Genomic DNA, 15962 nt, shown 5'->3' on the forward strand with positions numbered 1-15962 from the left:
TGGCTGGGAAATAGCCCCATCACCGGTAGATGCCTGCGCCGCGGCAACACCGCCCGTGACAAGCGCTCCGACAAGCCCGAGTCCCGCAACACCAGCGGTCACGTTCTTCCGATTGAATTTCATCAGTCTCAACACCTTTCGCGTTCAGCCACCAAGTTGGTGTCTACACACCAGCATGCAGACCGCGCATGAAGCTCCAGCCCCCGAGCATGTGAAGGTTTGATGAAACGCGCTGGCCAGGCTCATACCGATCCGCAAAGCGCATGCCGACGGTCGTTATGCGTCGATTCCTGGCACCAGCGGCGCAGCAAACCATCCGTCAACTGATCGAGTCATCGTCTGAAAATCAGATTGTCCACCGCATCCCGACAAGCCGGGAAAGACATCGCAGTGTGCACCTTGGCGCTGCGGGCTGAACGCCGAACGGCGTCGAGTGTCAGTCCGGTTGCGTCGTGACGAAAGCGAATCAACCCGGGCGGCGAAACGCCGCTGCAGCCCCGCATGGAGCTTGTGATAGTGATTCTAAACACCGGAGCGGGCCCGGGCCAAGGGGAGAGGATGGGCGATGGGTGATATCGCCGCGAAATCCTGCACCTATTACTGCTGGGGTACCTGGACTCGAACCAAGAACAACTGAACCAGAATCAGTCGTGTTGCCAATTACACCATACCCCACTGCCTGTTCCTCAGAACGGACCGACTCGTAACTCTAACCCACTCAGAGTGCCGGGACAAACCCAGAGCCGAAATCATCGCCGGCTCGAGCCGATTGCCGGGGCAGACCCCGAGGGGCCCGACACCGCGCGGCCAGTCACTCGAGAGTGGTGGCAGCCAGACGTGCAAGACGCAGCACGGACTCCGCCTTGCCCAGGATCTCCATCGACTCGAACAGCGGCGGCGAGATGCGCCGGCCGGAGACCGCGACCCGGAGGGGGCCGAAGGCCACGCGCGGCTTGAGCGCGAGCCCGTCGATCAGCGTCTCGGTCAGGGTGGTGTGCACGCGGTCGTGCGTCCATTCCGCTTCGGGAATGTCGAGCAGCGCTGCCGTGGACGTGGCGAGGATCTCGCGCGTGTTCTGCGGGAGCGAGGCGAGGGCATCCGGCTGGTAGGCCAGCGAGTCGCCGCCGATGAACAGGAAACCGAGCATGCCGGGTGCCTCGCCGAGCAGGGCGATGCGTTCCTGCACTAGCGGTGCGGCGGCCTCGAGAATAGCCTGCTGCACCTCGCTGAGTGGTTCGGTCACGTCGCCGGCGGCCACCAGGTACGGGATGACCCGGGCGGCGAAATCGGCCGGGTCGAGCAGCCGGATGTGGTCGCCGTTGAGCGACTCGGCCTTCTTGAGGTCGAAGCGGGCCGGGTTCGGCAGCACGTCGACGACGTCGAACGCGGCGATCATCTCATCGATCGTGAACACGTCGCGGTCGCTGGAGAGGGACCAGCCGAGCAGGGACAGGTAGTTGACCAGTCCCTCGGGAACGAAGCCGCGGGCGCGGTGGTGGAACAGGTTGGACTCAGGGTCGCGCTTGGAGAGCTTTTTGTTGCCCTCGCCCATGACGTAGGGCATGTGCCCGAAACGCGGCACGAACGTGGCCAGTCCGATGTCGATCAGCGCGTGGTACAGGGCGATCTGGCGCGGCGTGGAGGAGAGCAGGTCTTCGCCGCGCAGCACGTGGGTGACGCCCATCATGGCGTCGTCGACCGGGTTCACGAACGGGTACAACGGATGCCCGTTGGGCCGCACGACGACGAAGTCGCTGAACGAGCCGGCCGGGAAGGTGATCTCGCCGCGAACCAGGTCGTCGAAGGAGATGTCCGTGTCGGGCACCTTGAGGCGGAGCGCCGGCGAGCGGCCCTCTGCACGGAAGGCCGCCTTCTTCTCATCGCTGAGGTCGCGCTCGAAGTTGTCGTATCCGGCCTTCGGGTCGCGGCCGAGGGCGACGTTTCGCACCTCGATCTCCTCGCCGGTGGCGAAGCTCTCGTAAATGTGACCGGACGCCTTGAGCTGCTCGATCACGTCACGGTAGATGTCGTAGCGCTCGGACTGGCGGTAGGGAGCGTGCGGTCCGCCGACCTCGACGCCCTCGTCCCAGTCCAGGCGTAGCCAGTGCAGCGCGTCGAGGAGCTGCACGAAGCTCTCCTCGGTATCGCGGGCCGGATCGGTGTCTTCGATCCGGAAGATGAACGTGCCGCCGGTGTGCCGGGCGTAAGCCCAGTTGAAGAGCGCCGTGCGGATCAGACCGACGTGCGGCGTTCCGGTCGGCGAGGGGCAGAACCGAACGCGAACGTCGGTGCCGGTGGCAGTGGAAAACGGGTGCGCAATTGTCTCAGACATCACCCCCGATTCTAGTTGCCTCCGGGTGAGGGCGCGGGTGGGGATACGGGTGGCGCCGCGGGTGGCGCGTCCGGTCCGGCCAGCGCGGCGAGCCGGCGCAGGGTGACGGCAATGGCCGCCACGCCCGCGGACCCAGTGACCGTGACCGTGTGCAGGGTGCGGTGGTCGCGGCCGCGGGTGGGCCGGATGGCGACGAGAGGCTGCGCGCCGACGGAGTCGAGGGCAAGCGCGGGCAGCATCGCCACCCCGATGCCGGCCGCCACGAGGCCGAGCACGGCGGCCGCGTTGTCGGTCTCGTAAGAGATGCGGGGGGTGAAACCGTTGTGACCGCAAAGCTCCAGCAGGTGGCCGCGGCACCGAGGACATCCGCCGATCCAATTCTCCTCGGCCAGGTCGCCGAGGTCGACTGCGCTGTTTTTGGCCAGGGCGTGTCCGGCCGGCAGCACGAGCATCATCTCGTCCCGGCGGAGCCGGGTCACGACGAGGCCCTCGGCGCTGTCCCGGTGAGGGTCGACCCGGTCGCCGGGGTAGCTGAACGTGATCGCCAGATCGGCCTGGTTCTGGCGCACCAGAGCCACGGCTTCGGGCGGCTCAGCCTCAAGGTAGGTGACGCTGACTCCCGGATGGCGGCGCTGCAGGTCAGCGAGCAGGCGCGGCACAATGGTCGCCGAGGCGGAGGGGAACGCCGCCAGACGCACCCGGCCCGCGCGCAGGCCGCGCAGCTCGGACAATTCCCCCGCGGCGGCGTCCAGGGCCCCGCTCACGATGGCGGCGTGCCGGGCGAGCAGCCGGCCGGTCTCGGTGAGCCGCACGCCGCGGCCGATGCGTTCGATCACGGCCATCCCGATGCGCTGCTCGAGCCGTCTAAGCTGCTGGCTCACGGCGGGCTGGCTGTAGCCGAGCGCCGCCGCGGCCGCCGTGATCGAGCCGCAGTCGGCGAGCGCACCCACGACGCGCAGCATGGTGGAGTCGAGTTCGGGCTGGACGATGGCGGGCACGAAGTGATCATAACTGATGCTTATGGATTGCCTCAGCTACTGGTTATTGTCAAATGAATAGGCCGGTCGCATGCTGGAGAAATGATCCAGAGCGACTCTTCCGCGTCCCGTTCGACGCTGCCGGCCCGCATCGGCGTGCGCGAGGCGCGCGAGCGGTTCCGGGGCGGCCGCGGCTATCTGGCGGCCTGCACGCTCGGGCTGCCGACCCGGGAAACGGAAGCGGCCCTGCGCCTGGACGCCGACGCCTGGGCGCTGGGCACCGCGTCGGCGGCGGGGTACGCCGCCGTGGTCGAACGGGTCCGGCACGCGTATGCCAGACTCGTCGCTGTTCCGGTGAGCCGGGTCGCGATCGGGTCTCAGGCGTCCGTGCTGGCCGGCCTGCTCGCCGCGAGCGTTCCCGACGGCGCCGAGGTGCTCTGCGTCGATGGCGATTTCAGCTCGATGGTGTTCCCGTTCCTCAGCCAGGCGCACCGCGGGGTCACCGTGCGGCACCTGCCTCTGGCCGAGCTGGCCGTCGGGATCACCGCCGACACCTGGCTTGTGGCGTTCTCGCTCGTGCAGTCCGCCACCGGTGCCGTCGCCGACACCGCGGGGATCGTGGCCGCCGCCCGTGCTTACGGGTGCTTCACCCTCTGCGACACGACGCAGGCCGCCGGGTGGATGCCGGTGGACGCATCCGTCTTCGACGCCTCTATCTGCCACAGTTACAAGTGGCTCTGCGCCCCGCGCGGCGTGGCCTTCCTGACCGTGGCCGAGCGGCTGGCCGTACTGCTGCACCCGGTGCAGGCGGGCTGGTATGCCGGCCGGGACCCGTGGGCCTCCTGTTACGGACCGGACATGAACCTTGCGGCTGATGCGCGCCGATTCGACGTCTCCCCGGCCTGGAACTCCTGGGTGGGCGCCGAACCCGCACTGGAGCTGTTCGGGCGGCTCGACCTGTCGACGGTGCGCGACCACGCGGTGGCGCTGGGCGACGCGCTCTGCGCCGGGCTCGGGTTCGCCCCGGCCGGGCAGTCGATCGTGACCTGGCCGGATGCCGACGGCACCGACCTTGAACGCCTCACCCGGGCCGGTCTCACCGCGTCGCGCAGGGCCGGACGGGCCCGCGTCGCCTTCCACCTGTGGAATGACGAGGACGACGTCGCCGACGCCCTGCGCGCCCTGCGTACGTAGCCGGGTCACGACGGGCGCGACCGCAGGGCCTGCTCGGCCAGAGGGCCTCGCGGCGACTCGACTACTTCTGTGCGGTGACGGCGGTGATAATCGCGCCGGCGAGAGCAGCGGAGGAAGCCGGATTCTGGCCGGTGTACAGGTTGCGGTCGATCTCCATGTGCTCGGCCCAGGCTGCGCCGGCGACGAAGTCGGCGCCCAGCGCGACCAGGCGGCTCTGCACGAGCCACGGCGCCTTGGGGGCGAGGCCGCCGAGAGTCTCCTCCTCATCGGTGAAGCCGGTCATGCGGTAGCCGGTGAAGGGCCAGCTGCCGTCGGCTCGCTGGGCGGCGAGCATGGCGGCCGGGGCGTGGCAGAGCACGCCGAGAATCGTTCCGGAGTCGAGGGCTTCGGTCATGATACGTCCGGAGTCGGCGTCGACGGCCAGGTCCTCCATCGGGGCGTGGCCGCCGGGGTAGAAGACGACGTCGTAGTCGGCGACCGTGATGTCACTGATCGAGCGGGGCTCGTCGAGTTCACTGCCGATGGTGTCGAGGTAGGCGACGATGGCCGCGGCCCGGTCTTCCCCGCCGGCCGCCTGGGGTGCCAGGCTTCCCGCGTCGATGGTGGGGGCGATGCCGCCGGGCGTCGCGATGGTGATCCGCCAGCCGGCCTCGGTGAACAGGCGGTGCGGTTCGGCGAGCTCTTCGGCCCAGTAGCCGGTGGGGTGCAGGCTGCCGTCGTTGAGGGTCCAGTGATCGGCGGCGCTGACGACAAAAAGTACGGAATTCATGGGTTCTCCAGAGTGTGTGATCGTGTGAAATGGATGCTGTCGGGAAAGTCAGACGTTCGTGCGGACGACCATCTTGCCGGTGTTCTCGCCACGCATGAGGCCGAGGAAGGCGTCGACCGCGTGGTCGATCCCGTCGACCACGGTCTCGTCGAAGACGACGTCGCCCGCGGCGAGCCAGCCGGCCATGTCGGCCGAGAACGCGGGGAAATGCTGCACGTAGTTGCCCACGATGAAGCCCTTGAGGGTCAGCCCGCGACCGATCATGTTCGCCAGGTTGCGCGGGCCGCCGGTCGCCTCGGTGTTGTTGTAGACGGAGATCGCACCACAGAGGGCGGCGCGTCCGCCGTCGTTGAAGCTGGCCAGTGCCGCCTCGAGGTGCTCGCCGCCGACGTTGTCGAAGTAGACGTCGATGCCGTCCGGAGCCGCGGCGGCGAGCTGCTTGGCGATGTCGCCGTCCTTGTAGTTGAAGGCGGCGTCGAAGCCGTACTTCTCGGTCAGCAGGGCGACCTTCTCGGCCGACCCGGCGGAACCGATCACGCGCTTCGCGCCCTTGAGACGGGCGATCTGGCCGACCATGCTGCCTACGGCCCCGGCCGCGCCGGAAACGAAAACGGTGTCGCCTTCCGTGAGCCCGGCCACCTCGAGCAGGCCCACGTAGGCGGTGAGTGCGGTCATGCCCAGCACGCCGAGGTAGGCGGAGAGAGGCACGCCGGGGATTTCCGGGACGACGCGGAAGCCGGAGGCCTCCTCCTGTACCAGGTCGCGCCAGCCGAACTGGTGCACGACCACGTCGCCGACGGCAACCGCGTCAGAGGCGGATGCGACGACGCGGCCGACGGCCCCGCCCGTCATCGTCTCGTTGAGGGCGTAGGGGGCGGAGTAGGACTTGGCGTCGTTCATCCGGCCGCGCATGTAGGGGTCGACCGAGACGAACTCGTTGGCCACGCGAACCTGACCGGGGGTCAGCTCGGGCAGGTCGATGCGGATGGTGCCGAAGTCGGCATCCGTTGGCCAGCCGGTGGGGCGGGCGACAAGCTGGATCTGGGTGCTGGTGATGGTGATGGACGAGGCCATGGCGGCTCCTCTGCTTCTTTGTAACGAATGTTTTAATATATTGTGTACTGAGCGATACACAAAACCACTCACAGCGAAAACGGAGGAAACACCATGGGGCGGCTGCAGAGTTTCGAGCGCACGACCGTTGTCCAGGCGGCCAGGGACCTGTTCTGGGACAAGGGCTTCGAGGCTACCTCGCTCGCCGACCTCGAAGATGCGACCGGTCTCCGGCGATCCAGCCTCTACCATGCCTTCGGCAGCAAGCGTGGCCTGTTCGACGCCGCCGTCGAGGACTACCAGGCCTCCGTCATCCGCCCGAGATTGCGGACCCTGACCGGGCCGGGGATCGGCCGGGCCTCGCTGCTGGCCTACTTCAGCGAACTCAGGTCGGCGGTCTCCGCCCTGCCGGAGGACTCCCCGCGCCGCGGCTGCCTGCTGGTGAACTGCGCCGCAGGCCTCGCCGGGCACGACGACTTGGCCCGCCAGGTCGTGGAGGGCTACCGGTCCGAGCTGACGGACACCCTTCAGGACGCCCTCCGGGCGGCCGGGACCGCGGCCGGAGGAAGCGCGCCGGACCGCGCGCCGGAACGCGCCCGCACCCTGGCTTCGCTCGGCATGAGCGCCATGCTGCTCGCCCGGGTCAACGCGACCGAATCGGTGGCGTTGCTGGATACGGCGACGGAGCAGATCCGGTCCTGGTTTCCCGTGCACGCCGCAACCGACGCCTGACGATCAGGCGCGCCGCACCGGATTCGTCAGCACGCCGATTCCGGCGATCTCGACCTGCACGGCGTCACCGTGCACGACGGAGGCGGACCGGTCGGGGGCACCCGTCAGAATGACGTCGCCCGGCAGCAGGGTGAACACGCTGGAGACGAAGGAGATCATCTCCGCAACGGTGTACTTGAGCAGCGTCGCATTGCCCTTCTGGAAGACCTCGCCGTTGATGCGGGACTCGATGGTCAGCGCGGTCCAGTCGTATTCGGTGTCGATGACCGGTCCGAGCGGGCAGAACGAGTCGAAGCTTTTGGCCCGTGTGAGGTCGCCGTCGCGCTCCTGCAGATCGCGGGCGGTGACATCGTTTGCTACCGTGTAGCCCCAGATGGAGTCCTCGGCGGCGTCGACGGACACGTTGCGGGTGATCTTGCCGATCACGATCGCGAGCTCGCCCTCGACGTGCACGTTGTCCGTGGACACCGGCACGGTGATCGGGTCGCCGGGGCCGACGACGCAGGTGTTCGGTTTGAGGAAAAACCTGGGCTCACCGGGCGAGCGGGCCGCGGTGGACTGCTCGGCCGCGTCGGTGAAGTAGGACCACGCCATGCCCACGATCTTCGACCGCGGGATCACCGGGGCGAGCAGCTTCACGTCGCGCAGGGCCACGCGCTCCCCGGACGGGTCGTAGCCCGCGAACATCGGGTCGCCCTTTAAAACGACGATCTCGTCGTCGTCGACGATGCCGAACGAGATGCGTCCCTCGTGACTGAACCGTGCGATTTTCACGCGGGTCCCACCGGGGCGTCGAGCCGGGTGAGCCAGCCGTGGCGGTCGGGCAGGCGGCCGTACTGAATGTCGGTCAGCTCCTGGCGGAGCGCCATCGTGATCTGGCCGGCCGGACCATCCGGGTCGCCGATGGAGAGGTTCGGGCCCTTGAGCTGCGAGATCGGGGTGACGACGGCGGCCGTGCCGCAGGCGAACACCTCGGTGATGGCACCGGATGCGACACCGTCCTGCCATTCGCCGAGGGTCACGTCGCGCTCCTCCACGGTCAGGCCTCGGTCCCGGGCGAGCTGGATGATGCTGTCGCGGGTAACGCCCTCGAGGATCGCGCCGGTCAAGCGCGGGGTGACGAGCGTGTCGGTGCCATGAACGAAGAACACGTTCATGCCGCCGAGTTCGTCGATGCGGCTGCTGGTCTCCCCGTCGAGGAAGAGCACCTGGGCGCAGCCGTTGTCGTAAGCCTGCATCTGAGGCAGCAGGCTGGCGGCGTAGTTGCCGCCGCATTTGGCCGCGCCGGTGCCGCCGCGGCCGGCGCGGGAGTACTCGGTCGAGAGCCAGATCTTGATCGGGGCCACACCGTCTGCAAAGTAGGCGCCGGCCGGGCTGGCGATCACGTAGTAACCGACCTGGTGCGCGGCCCGCACGCCGAGGAAGCTCTCGTTGGCGATCATGAATGGGCGCAGGTAGAGGCTGGTCTCCGCAGCGGAGGGCACCCAGTCGCCGTCTACGGCCACGAGCTGCCGGATCGATTCGATGAAGTCGGCCTCGGAGAGTTCCGGCAGTGCCAGGCGGCGTGCGGAGCGCTGCAGGCGCTCTGCATTCTTCTCCGGGCGGAAGGTCCAGATCGACCCGTCGGCGTGACGGTAGGCCTTCAGCCCCTCGAAAATCTCCTGGCCGTAGTGCAGCACCGAGGAGGCCGGGTCGAGGTGCAGCGGACCGTAGGGCATGACCCGGGCGTTGTGCCAGCCCGCGTCGAGGGTCCAGTCGATGGCGACCATGTGGTCGGTGAACTTCTTGCCGAAGCCGGGATCGACGAGGATCTCTTCGCGCTCGATCTTCGTGCGGGCCGCGGTCGACGGCGTCAGGCTGAATTTCAGCGGGAAGGTGGCGGTGCCGGATGTCGTCGGGGGCGCTGGCTGGCTCATTGGATTCCCTTGTCTGTCAGTCGAGTCACGATGGCGTCGCCCACGGCGCTGGTGCTCCGGGGTATGTCGAGAGCCGCCCGGGCCACGATGTCGGCGGTCACGGCGGCAGTCACCCGGGCCGCGGCATCCGTGAGTCCGAAGTGCTCCAGGAGTAGCGCCACCGACAGGATGGCCGCCGTGGGGTCAGCCAGTTGTTTGCCCGCGATGTCCGGTGCCGAACCGTGTACCGGCTCGAACATGCTGGGGAACCTGCCCTCAGGGTTAATGTTCCCGGAGGCCGCAAGGCCGATGCCGCCGCTGATTGCCGCCGCGAGATCGGTGAGGATGTCGCCGAAGAGGTTGTCCGTGACGATGACGTCAAATCTACTCGGATTTGAGACCAGGAAAATCGTGGCCGCGTCGACGTGCAGGTAGTCGACGGTCACCTCGGGGTATTCGGCTGCGACGGCGGTGACGATCCGCTGCCACAGGCTGCCCGCGAAGACGAGCACGTTGGTCTTGTGCACAAGTGTGAGGTGGCGGCGGGGCCGACCCTGGGCCTGGGCGAAGGCGTAGCGCACCACGCGTTCGACGCCGAAGGCCGTGTTGACGGAGACCTCGTTGGCCACCTCGTGCGCGGTACCCTGGCGGATCGCTCCGCCGTTGCCCACGTAGGGACCCTCTGTGCCCTCGCGCACGACGACGAAGTCGACGGTGCCCGGAGACGCCAGCGGGCTGGGCACGCCGTGGTAGAGAACGCTCGGGCGCAGGTTCACGTAGTGGTCGAGCGAGAAGCGTAACTTGAGCAGCAGGCCGCGCTCGATATTCGCGTTGGCGAGGCGGGGGTCCCCCGGCACGCCGCCGACGGCGCCGAGCAGGATGGCGTCGTGGCCGGCGATCGCCGCGAGGTCGTCATCGGTCAGCACATCGCCGGTTTCCAGGAACCGTGCGGCGCCGAGGGAGAACCAGGTTGCGTCGAAGGTGACGTCGTCGGCAGACGTGGCCGCCTCGAGAACCTTGACCGCTTCGGCCACGACCTCGGGGCCGATCCCGTCGCCGGGAATGACAGCAAGCTTGATGAGAGGGGACATTCGACTCCGTATGTCTGAAAGTTGGCTGTAGATAAACCCTACTGCGACGCAACGAGTGTCTAAGCTGGTCAACTCCTGACAACCAATAGAAAGCAGTTTCGCATGAGTCTCGGATTGGGAATCTTCCTTCTTGTCGTCGGCGCCATCATGGTGTTCGCCCTGAACGTGACCGTCGAGTGGATGGACATCGAGCTGGTCGGCTACATCCTGATGGGCGCCGGTGCTGTCATCATGGTCATCGGCATCGTCTTGCTGACCCGCAAGCGCAGCAGCATCACCACGACCCGCAGCGCCGTCGACCAAGCGAGCGGGGAACAGGTCACGTCGCAGAAGCGTTCCGTCGACGACGTCTAGGTCGACGTCCGTCGTGCCGGGGCCCGTGTCGAGGTCGACGTCGACACGCGCCCCGGCACCGGCCTGCGCCGGCGGCGGCCCAGGTGATCAGGTCGCCTTACGCAGGGTGACCAGCGCCACCAACGCCGCCGCCAGCACCAGAATGGTACCGATCCAGGCCGTGGGCCCAATTCCGCTGGTGAAGGCATCGCGGGCCGACGAGAGCAGCACGTTTGCCAGGCCGGAGGGCAGCCCGTCGGCCACGGCCACCGCACCGCCGAGGGTCTCCGCCGCCGCCGCGCTCTGCGCCGCGGTGAGGGCCTCCGGCACCACGACCGCACTGCGGTACGACGCCGTCAGGATGGTACCGAGGATGGTCGTGCCGAGCACGGCGCCCAGTTCATAGGCCGTCTCGCCGACAGCGGATGCCGCCCCCATCTTGGCCGCCGGGGCGTTCGCCACGATCAGTTCGTTCGAGACCGTCTCGGCCGCGCCGATCCCGATCCCGAGGGCCACGAAGACGAGCGCGATGCCGACCGCGTCGAGGTCTCCCCCGCCCAGGGCGGCGGCCGCGTAGCCGACGGCCGAGATCAGCAGTGCCACCGGAACGACGATCGACGGCCGCACGCGCCGGGCGATGGGCACGATGACGAGGCCGGACACGATCATCGCCGCCAGTCCCGGCACGAGCACCAGACCCGCCTCCAGAGGCGAGAGGGCCAGTACGAGCTGCAGGTACTGGGAGACGAAGAACAGGCCGCCGACGAGAGCCACGACGCTCAGCAGGTTGACGCCGATCGCCCCGCTGAAGGCCCCCTGGCGGAACAGCCCGAGGTCGATCATCGGGTGCGTCAGCCGGGGCTGGCGGCGCACGAAGACCACGCCTGCGGCGAGTCCGAGCACGATCGGGCCGAGCGAGAAGGGCGTGGGTCCGTGCTCCGCCAGGGCCTTGATCCCGTAGACGACCGGCAGCATGGTCGCCAGCGAGAGCGCGATGCTCGGCGCGTCGATGCGTCCGGGGTTCGGGTCGCGGGACTCCGGCACGAGCAGGGGCCCGAGAACCAGCAGCGGCAGGAGCAGCGGCACCGCGAGCAGGAAGACCGAGCCCCAGGCGAAGTGCTCCAGCAGCACGCCGCCCACCACGGGGCCGAGCGCGCTGCCTGCGGCGAAACCGCTCGCCCAGATCGCGATCGCCAGCCGCCGCTGGTTGCGGTCGGTGAAGACGGAGCGGAGCAGCGACAGCGTCGGCGGCATCAGCATGGCGCCGAAGAAGCCCAGCACGGCGCGGTCGATGATCAACCACTCGACGCTTGGGGCGAAGGCGGCCACCACGGAAACGGCGCCGAACCCGGCGGAGCCGATCAGCAGCAGCCGGCGGCGCCCGATCCGGTCACCGAGGCTGCCCATGGCCACTAGGAGGCCGGCGAGCATGAGCGGGTAGATGTCGATTACCCAGAGCAGCTGCGTGCCGGTCGGCCGCAGGTCCTCGGAAATGGCCGGCAGGGCGAGGTTGAGCACCGTGTTGTCGATCGAGACCAGGAGCACGGGCAGCATGAGCACAGCGAGCGCCCACCACCGGCGGCGGGGGCTGAGCACACGGCTGACGGCGATGACGGGGGTGGTCTCTCGGACGGTATTCGACACGGGAACGACTTCTTTCGGCTCCAGGGACGGATGCTGCACCGTCCAGACGGTACAGTGAACCGTCCAGACGGTATAGTAGCACCATGAGCTCTAAAACCGCAGCCCCGGCCCGGAACGTGCCCCGCCTCTCCCCCACGCGCGATCGCATCCTGGACGCGTTCGCGCACCTCCTGATCGACCAGGGCGAGCGGGCGGCCACCCTCGAGGCGGTGGCGGTGGCGGCTGGCCTGTCCAAGGGCGGCCTGCTCTACCACTTCGGGTCGAAAGACGCGCTCGTGGAGGGACTCCTGGCCCGGCTCGACGCGCTCGTCGCCGACGATGTCGAACAAATTCGAGCGGCCTCGGCCGGAGCGGTCGACTACCTGATCCGCACGTCGATGAGCGAGGGGACCGTGCTCGACCAGTCGATCGGTGCGGCCGTCAGGCTCGCGCAGGGGGCACATCCGTTGGCCAATGCGGCCCTGGCCGCAACTCGACGCCAGTGGCTGAGCGTCATCGAGGAGGCGGTGGGAGACCCGGACGTGGCCGAGGTGATCATGCTCGTCAGTGACGGGCTGTACTACGAATCCACCCTCGCGAGCCCCGGCCAGCCTGCCGTCGATGACACATCGACGACGAGGTTGGACCGGTTGCTCGCGGTGATCGGGCGGATGACCGACGGAACTGCTATTCGGTGATGGAGATTTCGATCATGGCCTCGGCCGAGATCGCGTCGCGCACCGTGGCCAGCAGGCTCGCCGGAACGGGCGAGTCGACCGTCAGTACGCTCAGGGCCTTGCCGCCAGCCACGTGGCGGGCGATCTGCATGCCCGCGATGTTGATCTGGGCGTCGCCGAACTCGCGGCCGTAGACGGCCACGATTCCCGGACGGTCCGTGTAGAGCATCACGATCAGGTGGTCGTCGAACGGAACCTCGACGTCGTAGCCGTTGATCTCGACGATCTTCTCGATTTGCTTGGTGCCGGTCAGGGTGCCGGACACCGATACCTGCGAGCCGTCCGCGAGGGCGCCACGCAGCGTGATGACGTTGCGGTACTCCGGCGACTCCTTGTCGGTGATCATGCGCACCGCGACGCCGCGCTGCTCGGCAAGCAACGGCGCGTTGACGTAGGACACGGTCTCGCTGACGACATTGGTGAAAATGCCCTTGAGCGCGGCGAGCCGGAGCACGCTCACGTCATAGTCGGCGAGCTCGCCGCGCACCTCGACGTCGACGCTGGTCAGCGGGCTGTGGGCGCCGAGACCGGAGAAGACCTGGCCGAGCTTCTCCACCAGCGGGATGCCGGGGCGCACGTAGGGGTCGATAACGCCTCCGGCGACGTTGACCGCGTCGGGGACGAGCTCCCCCGACAGGGCGAGGCGAACCGACTTAGCGACGGAGACGCCGGCCTTTTCCTGGGCTTCGTCCGTGGAGGCGCCGAGGTGAGGCGTGGTGATGATGTTGTTGAGGCCGAGCAGCTTCGACCCGGTCGGCGGCTCGCTGACGAACACATCGAGGCCGGCGCCGGCGATCGTGCCGGCCGTGAGGGCGTCGTAGAGGTCGTTCTCGTTGATGAGGCCGCCGCGGGCCACGTTCACGACGAACGCGGTGGGCTTCATCAGCTTGAACTGTTCGGCGCCGATCATGCCGTTGGTTTCGGGCGTCTTGGGCATGTGGATGGTGATGAAGTCCGACTGTGCAAGGAGCTCATCGAGGCTGACCGGAACCACGCCGAGCTGCTGGGCGCGGGCGGAGGTGATGTAGGGGTCATAGGCGATGATGTTCGTGCCGAAGGCCTGCATCCGCGCCGCGATGAGGGCGCCGATGCGGCCGAGGCCGATGATGCCGATGGTCTTTTCGTAGAGCTCGACGCCGGTGTACTTGGAGCGCTTCCACTGCCCCTGCGCCAGCGCGCCGTGGGCGGCCGGGATGTGACGGGCCAGGCTGATGATGTGCCCGACGGTCAGTTCTGCGGCGGAAATAATGTTGGAGGTCGGGGCATTGACGACCATGACGCCCGCAGCCGTGGCCGCTTTAATGTCGACGTTGTCGAGGCCGACGCCCGCGCGGGCGATGACCTTCAGTAACGGTGCGGCGGCGATTGCCTCCGCGTCCACCTTCGTGGCGGAGCGCACCAGAACGGCATGCGCCGTGGCCAGTCCGGCGAGTAGCGCGACCCGGTCAGTGCCGTCTACGGAGCGGACCTCGAAGTCGGGCCCGAGGGCGTCGACGGTGGCAGGCGATAATTCTTCAGCGATTAGGACAACAGGTTTTGACACGAAAACGGATCCTCCGATTGCAGCAGAAAAGCATGGCTTGCGCCGCGACCGTGGGGCGCCAGATATGAAATCACTCTATCGGCTGGAGAATAGGGCCATGAGCAGCGTTACATTCCCCGACCTCCAGTTCGCCGTGCGCATCGTGCTGGCGGTGGTCTTCATCGGCGCCGGCATCGCACATTTCGTGCCGGGTGTGGCGCGCACGATGAGGGCGATGATCCCGCCACGGCTGCGAACGACCGGGATGCTTCGCCCCGGCAACCTCGTCATCCTCACCGGAGTCTGCGAGATCGCGGGCGGGCTCGGACTGCTGTATCCACCCACGATCGTGACGGCCGGCGTCTGCCTGATCGTGTTCTTGGCGGCGATCTTCCCCGCCAACGCCTTCGCCGCGCGCTACCCGGACCGCTTCGGCGTGGCCGCGATCCCCCTCGTGCCGCGGCTGACCGGGCAGCTCGTGCTGATGGGGCTGATCGTCGTCGCGATCGCCTGAGCGCTAGGCGACGCCGTGCACCACAGGCGGAGCGCCCTGCCCGGTGTCGAACCAATTCGACGGAGATTTTGGGTCAAACACCCGTTTTTTAACCCAAACGCGCTGTTGAGAGCAACATCTCCGTCGAATTCGTTCGGGACACCGAGCGGCAGGGCCAGGCGAGCAAGCAGGGCCAGGCGAGCAAGCAGGGCCAGGCGAGCAGGCAGGGCTAGGCGAGCAGGCAGGGCTAGGCGAGCAGGCTGCCCGCGCCGAGGGTGAAGATGTTGGCGGCGATCGCGGCGTTCAGACCCAGGCCGGCCAGGAACAGGGCAGCCTGCGCGGCGGGTCCGCGTGAGCGCCCGATCCACGCGGCAAGCACGAAGACGAGGAGCGGGCCCAGGATGCCGACGAGGAGCACGAAAATACCGAGTCCGCTCAGCTGGGTGTCGAGGCTTTGAGCCAGGATGTTGAGGCCGACGAGGTTGCCGACGCCCTCCCAGATGTCGTAGGCATAGCAAAGGCCGAACAGGATCGCGATGCCCGTCGACAGCCAGCGCGGGGTGCGCCGCCGGGATGAGGGGACGGTCGCGGGCGTGGTCACCGGTGAATCGGTCATGCGATGACCCCCGGTCCGGAGATGAACGGCAGCGGGGCGAGCAGAACGACTCCGAGGAGTAGCCAGCCGATCCGGGCTCGGGGATGCGTTCTGGTCAGCCAGAACGTCACCGCGAACCAGACCGCGGGAGCGGCCACGGCCAGCCAGAGACCGAGGGAGAACATGAACTCGGACAACTCGTCGGCGGGCGGGGTCTGGATGCGGCCCACGCCGATGAACCAGCCCACCGTGTAGAGCAGATATATTCCGCCGAAGATTCCGAGCGAGACGAGCGCCAGGGAACTCGTGGCCGTGCGGGTCAGGGCGGCGTCGGCCGCCGCCTTCGCCGCGACAGCGGATGCCGGACCGGCCACGGTCCATCCCTCCGGAGGCGCGACGGAACCGGTCTCGGTACCGGCCGCGGTGCCGGTGTCGGTTTCGGTTTCAGAGCCGGAGCCGGAACCGTCGCCGGTCGTGACGAAAGCGCCCGAATCGGGCTCGGCGGGCCGTGCGGTCGCGCCAGACTCGTCGCCGGAGACGAGCGTGGGGTCGTCGTCGCCGGCCCAGCCCAGGGCGTCGTCCCGGTTGTCGTCACCGGAGTGTCCAGAAGTCATGA

At 68.0% G+C, this 15962-nt stretch carries 16 protein-coding genes and 1 tRNA gene; 5 read left to right on the forward strand and 12 right to left on the reverse strand.

Annotated elements, in window-relative coordinates:
- Positions 1-603: 603 nt before the first annotated feature.
- The 3 genes from E3N86_RS13955 to E3N86_RS13965 all read right to left on the reverse strand — a co-directional run bounded on the left by E3N86_RS13955 (position 604) and on the right by E3N86_RS13965 (position 3330).
- Positions 604-675 (reverse strand) — tRNA-Gln (locus tag E3N86_RS13955).
- Between the two features lie 136 nt (positions 676-811).
- Positions 812-2332, reverse strand: a complete 1521-nt coding sequence (gene gltX, locus E3N86_RS13960; protein ID WP_104102905.1) for a glutamate--tRNA ligase — start codon at positions 2330-2332, stop codon at positions 812-814.
- Positions 2333-2343: 11 nt separating this feature from the next.
- Positions 2344-3330: a LysR family transcriptional regulator gene (locus E3N86_RS13965; protein WP_233191521.1), complete on the reverse strand. Its 987-nt coding sequence runs from the start codon at positions 3328-3330 to the stop codon at positions 2344-2346.
- An 81-nt stretch (positions 3331-3411) separates the two neighbouring features.
- Between E3N86_RS13965 and E3N86_RS13970 the strand changes: the two genes are divergently transcribed.
- The gene (locus E3N86_RS13970; RefSeq protein WP_134512170.1) at positions 3412-4503 is read left to right on the forward strand and encodes an aminotransferase class V-fold PLP-dependent enzyme; all 1092 of its coding nucleotides are present in this window, start codon (positions 3412-3414) and stop codon (positions 4501-4503) included.
- A gap of 61 nt (positions 4504-4564) precedes the next feature.
- Here the strand turns inward: E3N86_RS13970 and E3N86_RS13975 are convergent, their stop codons facing one another.
- Positions 4565-5272, reverse strand: a complete 708-nt coding sequence (locus E3N86_RS13975; protein WP_134341800.1) for a type 1 glutamine amidotransferase domain-containing protein — start codon at positions 5270-5272, stop codon at positions 4565-4567.
- Positions 5273-5320: 48 nt separating this feature from the next.
- On the reverse strand, positions 5321-6346 hold the full coding sequence (locus E3N86_RS13980; protein WP_104102898.1) for an NADP-dependent oxidoreductase: 1026 nt from the start codon (positions 6344-6346) through the stop codon (positions 5321-5323).
- A gap of 93 nt (positions 6347-6439) precedes the next feature.
- Between E3N86_RS13980 and E3N86_RS13985 the strand changes: the two genes are divergently transcribed.
- A complete protein-coding gene (locus E3N86_RS13985) occupies positions 6440-7057 on the forward strand; it encodes a TetR/AcrR family transcriptional regulator (RefSeq protein ID WP_104102896.1) in 618 nt (205 codons plus the stop codon).
- Positions 7058-7060: 3 nt separating this feature from the next.
- On the opposite strand, the gene E3N86_RS13990 is transcribed toward E3N86_RS13985, so the two are convergent.
- From E3N86_RS13990 to E3N86_RS14000, 3 genes are read right to left on the reverse strand one after another with little or no spacing between them, the layout of a single operon-like run.
- The gene (locus E3N86_RS13990) at positions 7061-7831 is read right to left on the reverse strand and encodes a fumarylacetoacetate hydrolase family protein (RefSeq protein WP_134341802.1); all 771 of its coding nucleotides are present in this window, start codon (positions 7829-7831) and stop codon (positions 7061-7063) included.
- Positions 7828-8973, reverse strand: a complete 1146-nt coding sequence (locus E3N86_RS13995; RefSeq protein WP_104102894.1) for a branched-chain amino acid aminotransferase — start codon at positions 8971-8973, stop codon at positions 7828-7830. Before E3N86_RS13995 ends, E3N86_RS13990 begins: the two co-directional genes overlap by 4 nt.
- Positions 8970-10043 (reverse strand): 3-isopropylmalate dehydrogenase, encoded by a 1074-nt coding sequence (locus E3N86_RS14000; protein WP_134371684.1) that lies wholly within the window; start codon positions 10041-10043, stop codon positions 8970-8972. Before E3N86_RS14000 ends, E3N86_RS13995 begins: the two co-directional genes overlap by 4 nt.
- A gap of 102 nt (positions 10044-10145) precedes the next feature.
- Here E3N86_RS14000 and E3N86_RS14005 point away from each other — a divergent pair, with 102 nt between their 5' ends.
- On the forward strand, positions 10146-10397 hold the full coding sequence (locus tag E3N86_RS14005; RefSeq protein WP_104102889.1) for a DUF6458 family protein: 252 nt from the start codon (positions 10146-10148) through the stop codon (positions 10395-10397).
- Positions 10398-10484: 87 nt separating this feature from the next.
- On the opposite strand, the gene E3N86_RS14010 is transcribed toward E3N86_RS14005, so the two are convergent.
- Positions 10485-11972 (reverse strand): MFS transporter, encoded by a 1488-nt coding sequence (locus tag E3N86_RS14010; RefSeq protein ID WP_241986144.1) that lies wholly within the window; start codon positions 11970-11972, stop codon positions 10485-10487.
- A gap of 131 nt (positions 11973-12103) precedes the next feature.
- On the opposite strand from E3N86_RS14010, the gene E3N86_RS14015 reads away from it, so the two are divergent.
- Positions 12104-12697: a TetR/AcrR family transcriptional regulator gene (locus tag E3N86_RS14015; protein WP_104102886.1), complete on the forward strand. Its 594-nt coding sequence runs from the start codon at positions 12104-12106 to the stop codon at positions 12695-12697.
- Here the strand turns inward: E3N86_RS14015 and serA are convergent.
- On the reverse strand, positions 12687-14279 hold the full coding sequence (serA, locus tag E3N86_RS14020) for a phosphoglycerate dehydrogenase (protein WP_134512171.1): 1593 nt from the start codon (positions 14277-14279) through the stop codon (positions 12687-12689). The two genes, E3N86_RS14015 and serA, sit on opposite strands and share 11 nt — an antisense overlap.
- Positions 14280-14376: 97 nt before the next feature.
- On the opposite strand from serA, the gene E3N86_RS14025 reads away from it, so the two are divergent.
- Positions 14377-14772 (forward strand): DoxX family membrane protein, encoded by a 396-nt coding sequence (locus tag E3N86_RS14025; RefSeq protein ID WP_104102881.1) that lies wholly within the window; start codon positions 14377-14379, stop codon positions 14770-14772.
- 226 nt (positions 14773-14998) lie between these two features.
- Here E3N86_RS14025 and E3N86_RS14030 read toward each other — a convergent pair whose 3' ends face one another.
- Both E3N86_RS14030 and E3N86_RS14035 read right to left on the reverse strand, forming a co-directional pair.
- Positions 14999-15367: a hypothetical protein gene (locus tag E3N86_RS14030; protein ID WP_104171617.1), complete on the reverse strand. Its 369-nt coding sequence runs from the start codon at positions 15365-15367 to the stop codon at positions 14999-15001.
- Positions 15364-15960, reverse strand: coding sequence for a DNA polymerase III subunit gamma/tau (locus tag E3N86_RS14035; RefSeq protein WP_134371691.1), 597 nt, complete (start codon positions 15958-15960; stop codon positions 15364-15366). The genes E3N86_RS14030 and E3N86_RS14035 overlap by 4 nt, the downstream gene beginning before the upstream one ends.
- Positions 15961-15962 lie beyond the last annotated feature (2 nt).

The organism is Cryobacterium sp. Hz7, from assembly GCF_004402815.1.
GTDB lineage: Bacteria > Actinomycetota > Actinomycetes > Actinomycetales > Microbacteriaceae > Cryobacterium > Cryobacterium sandaracinum.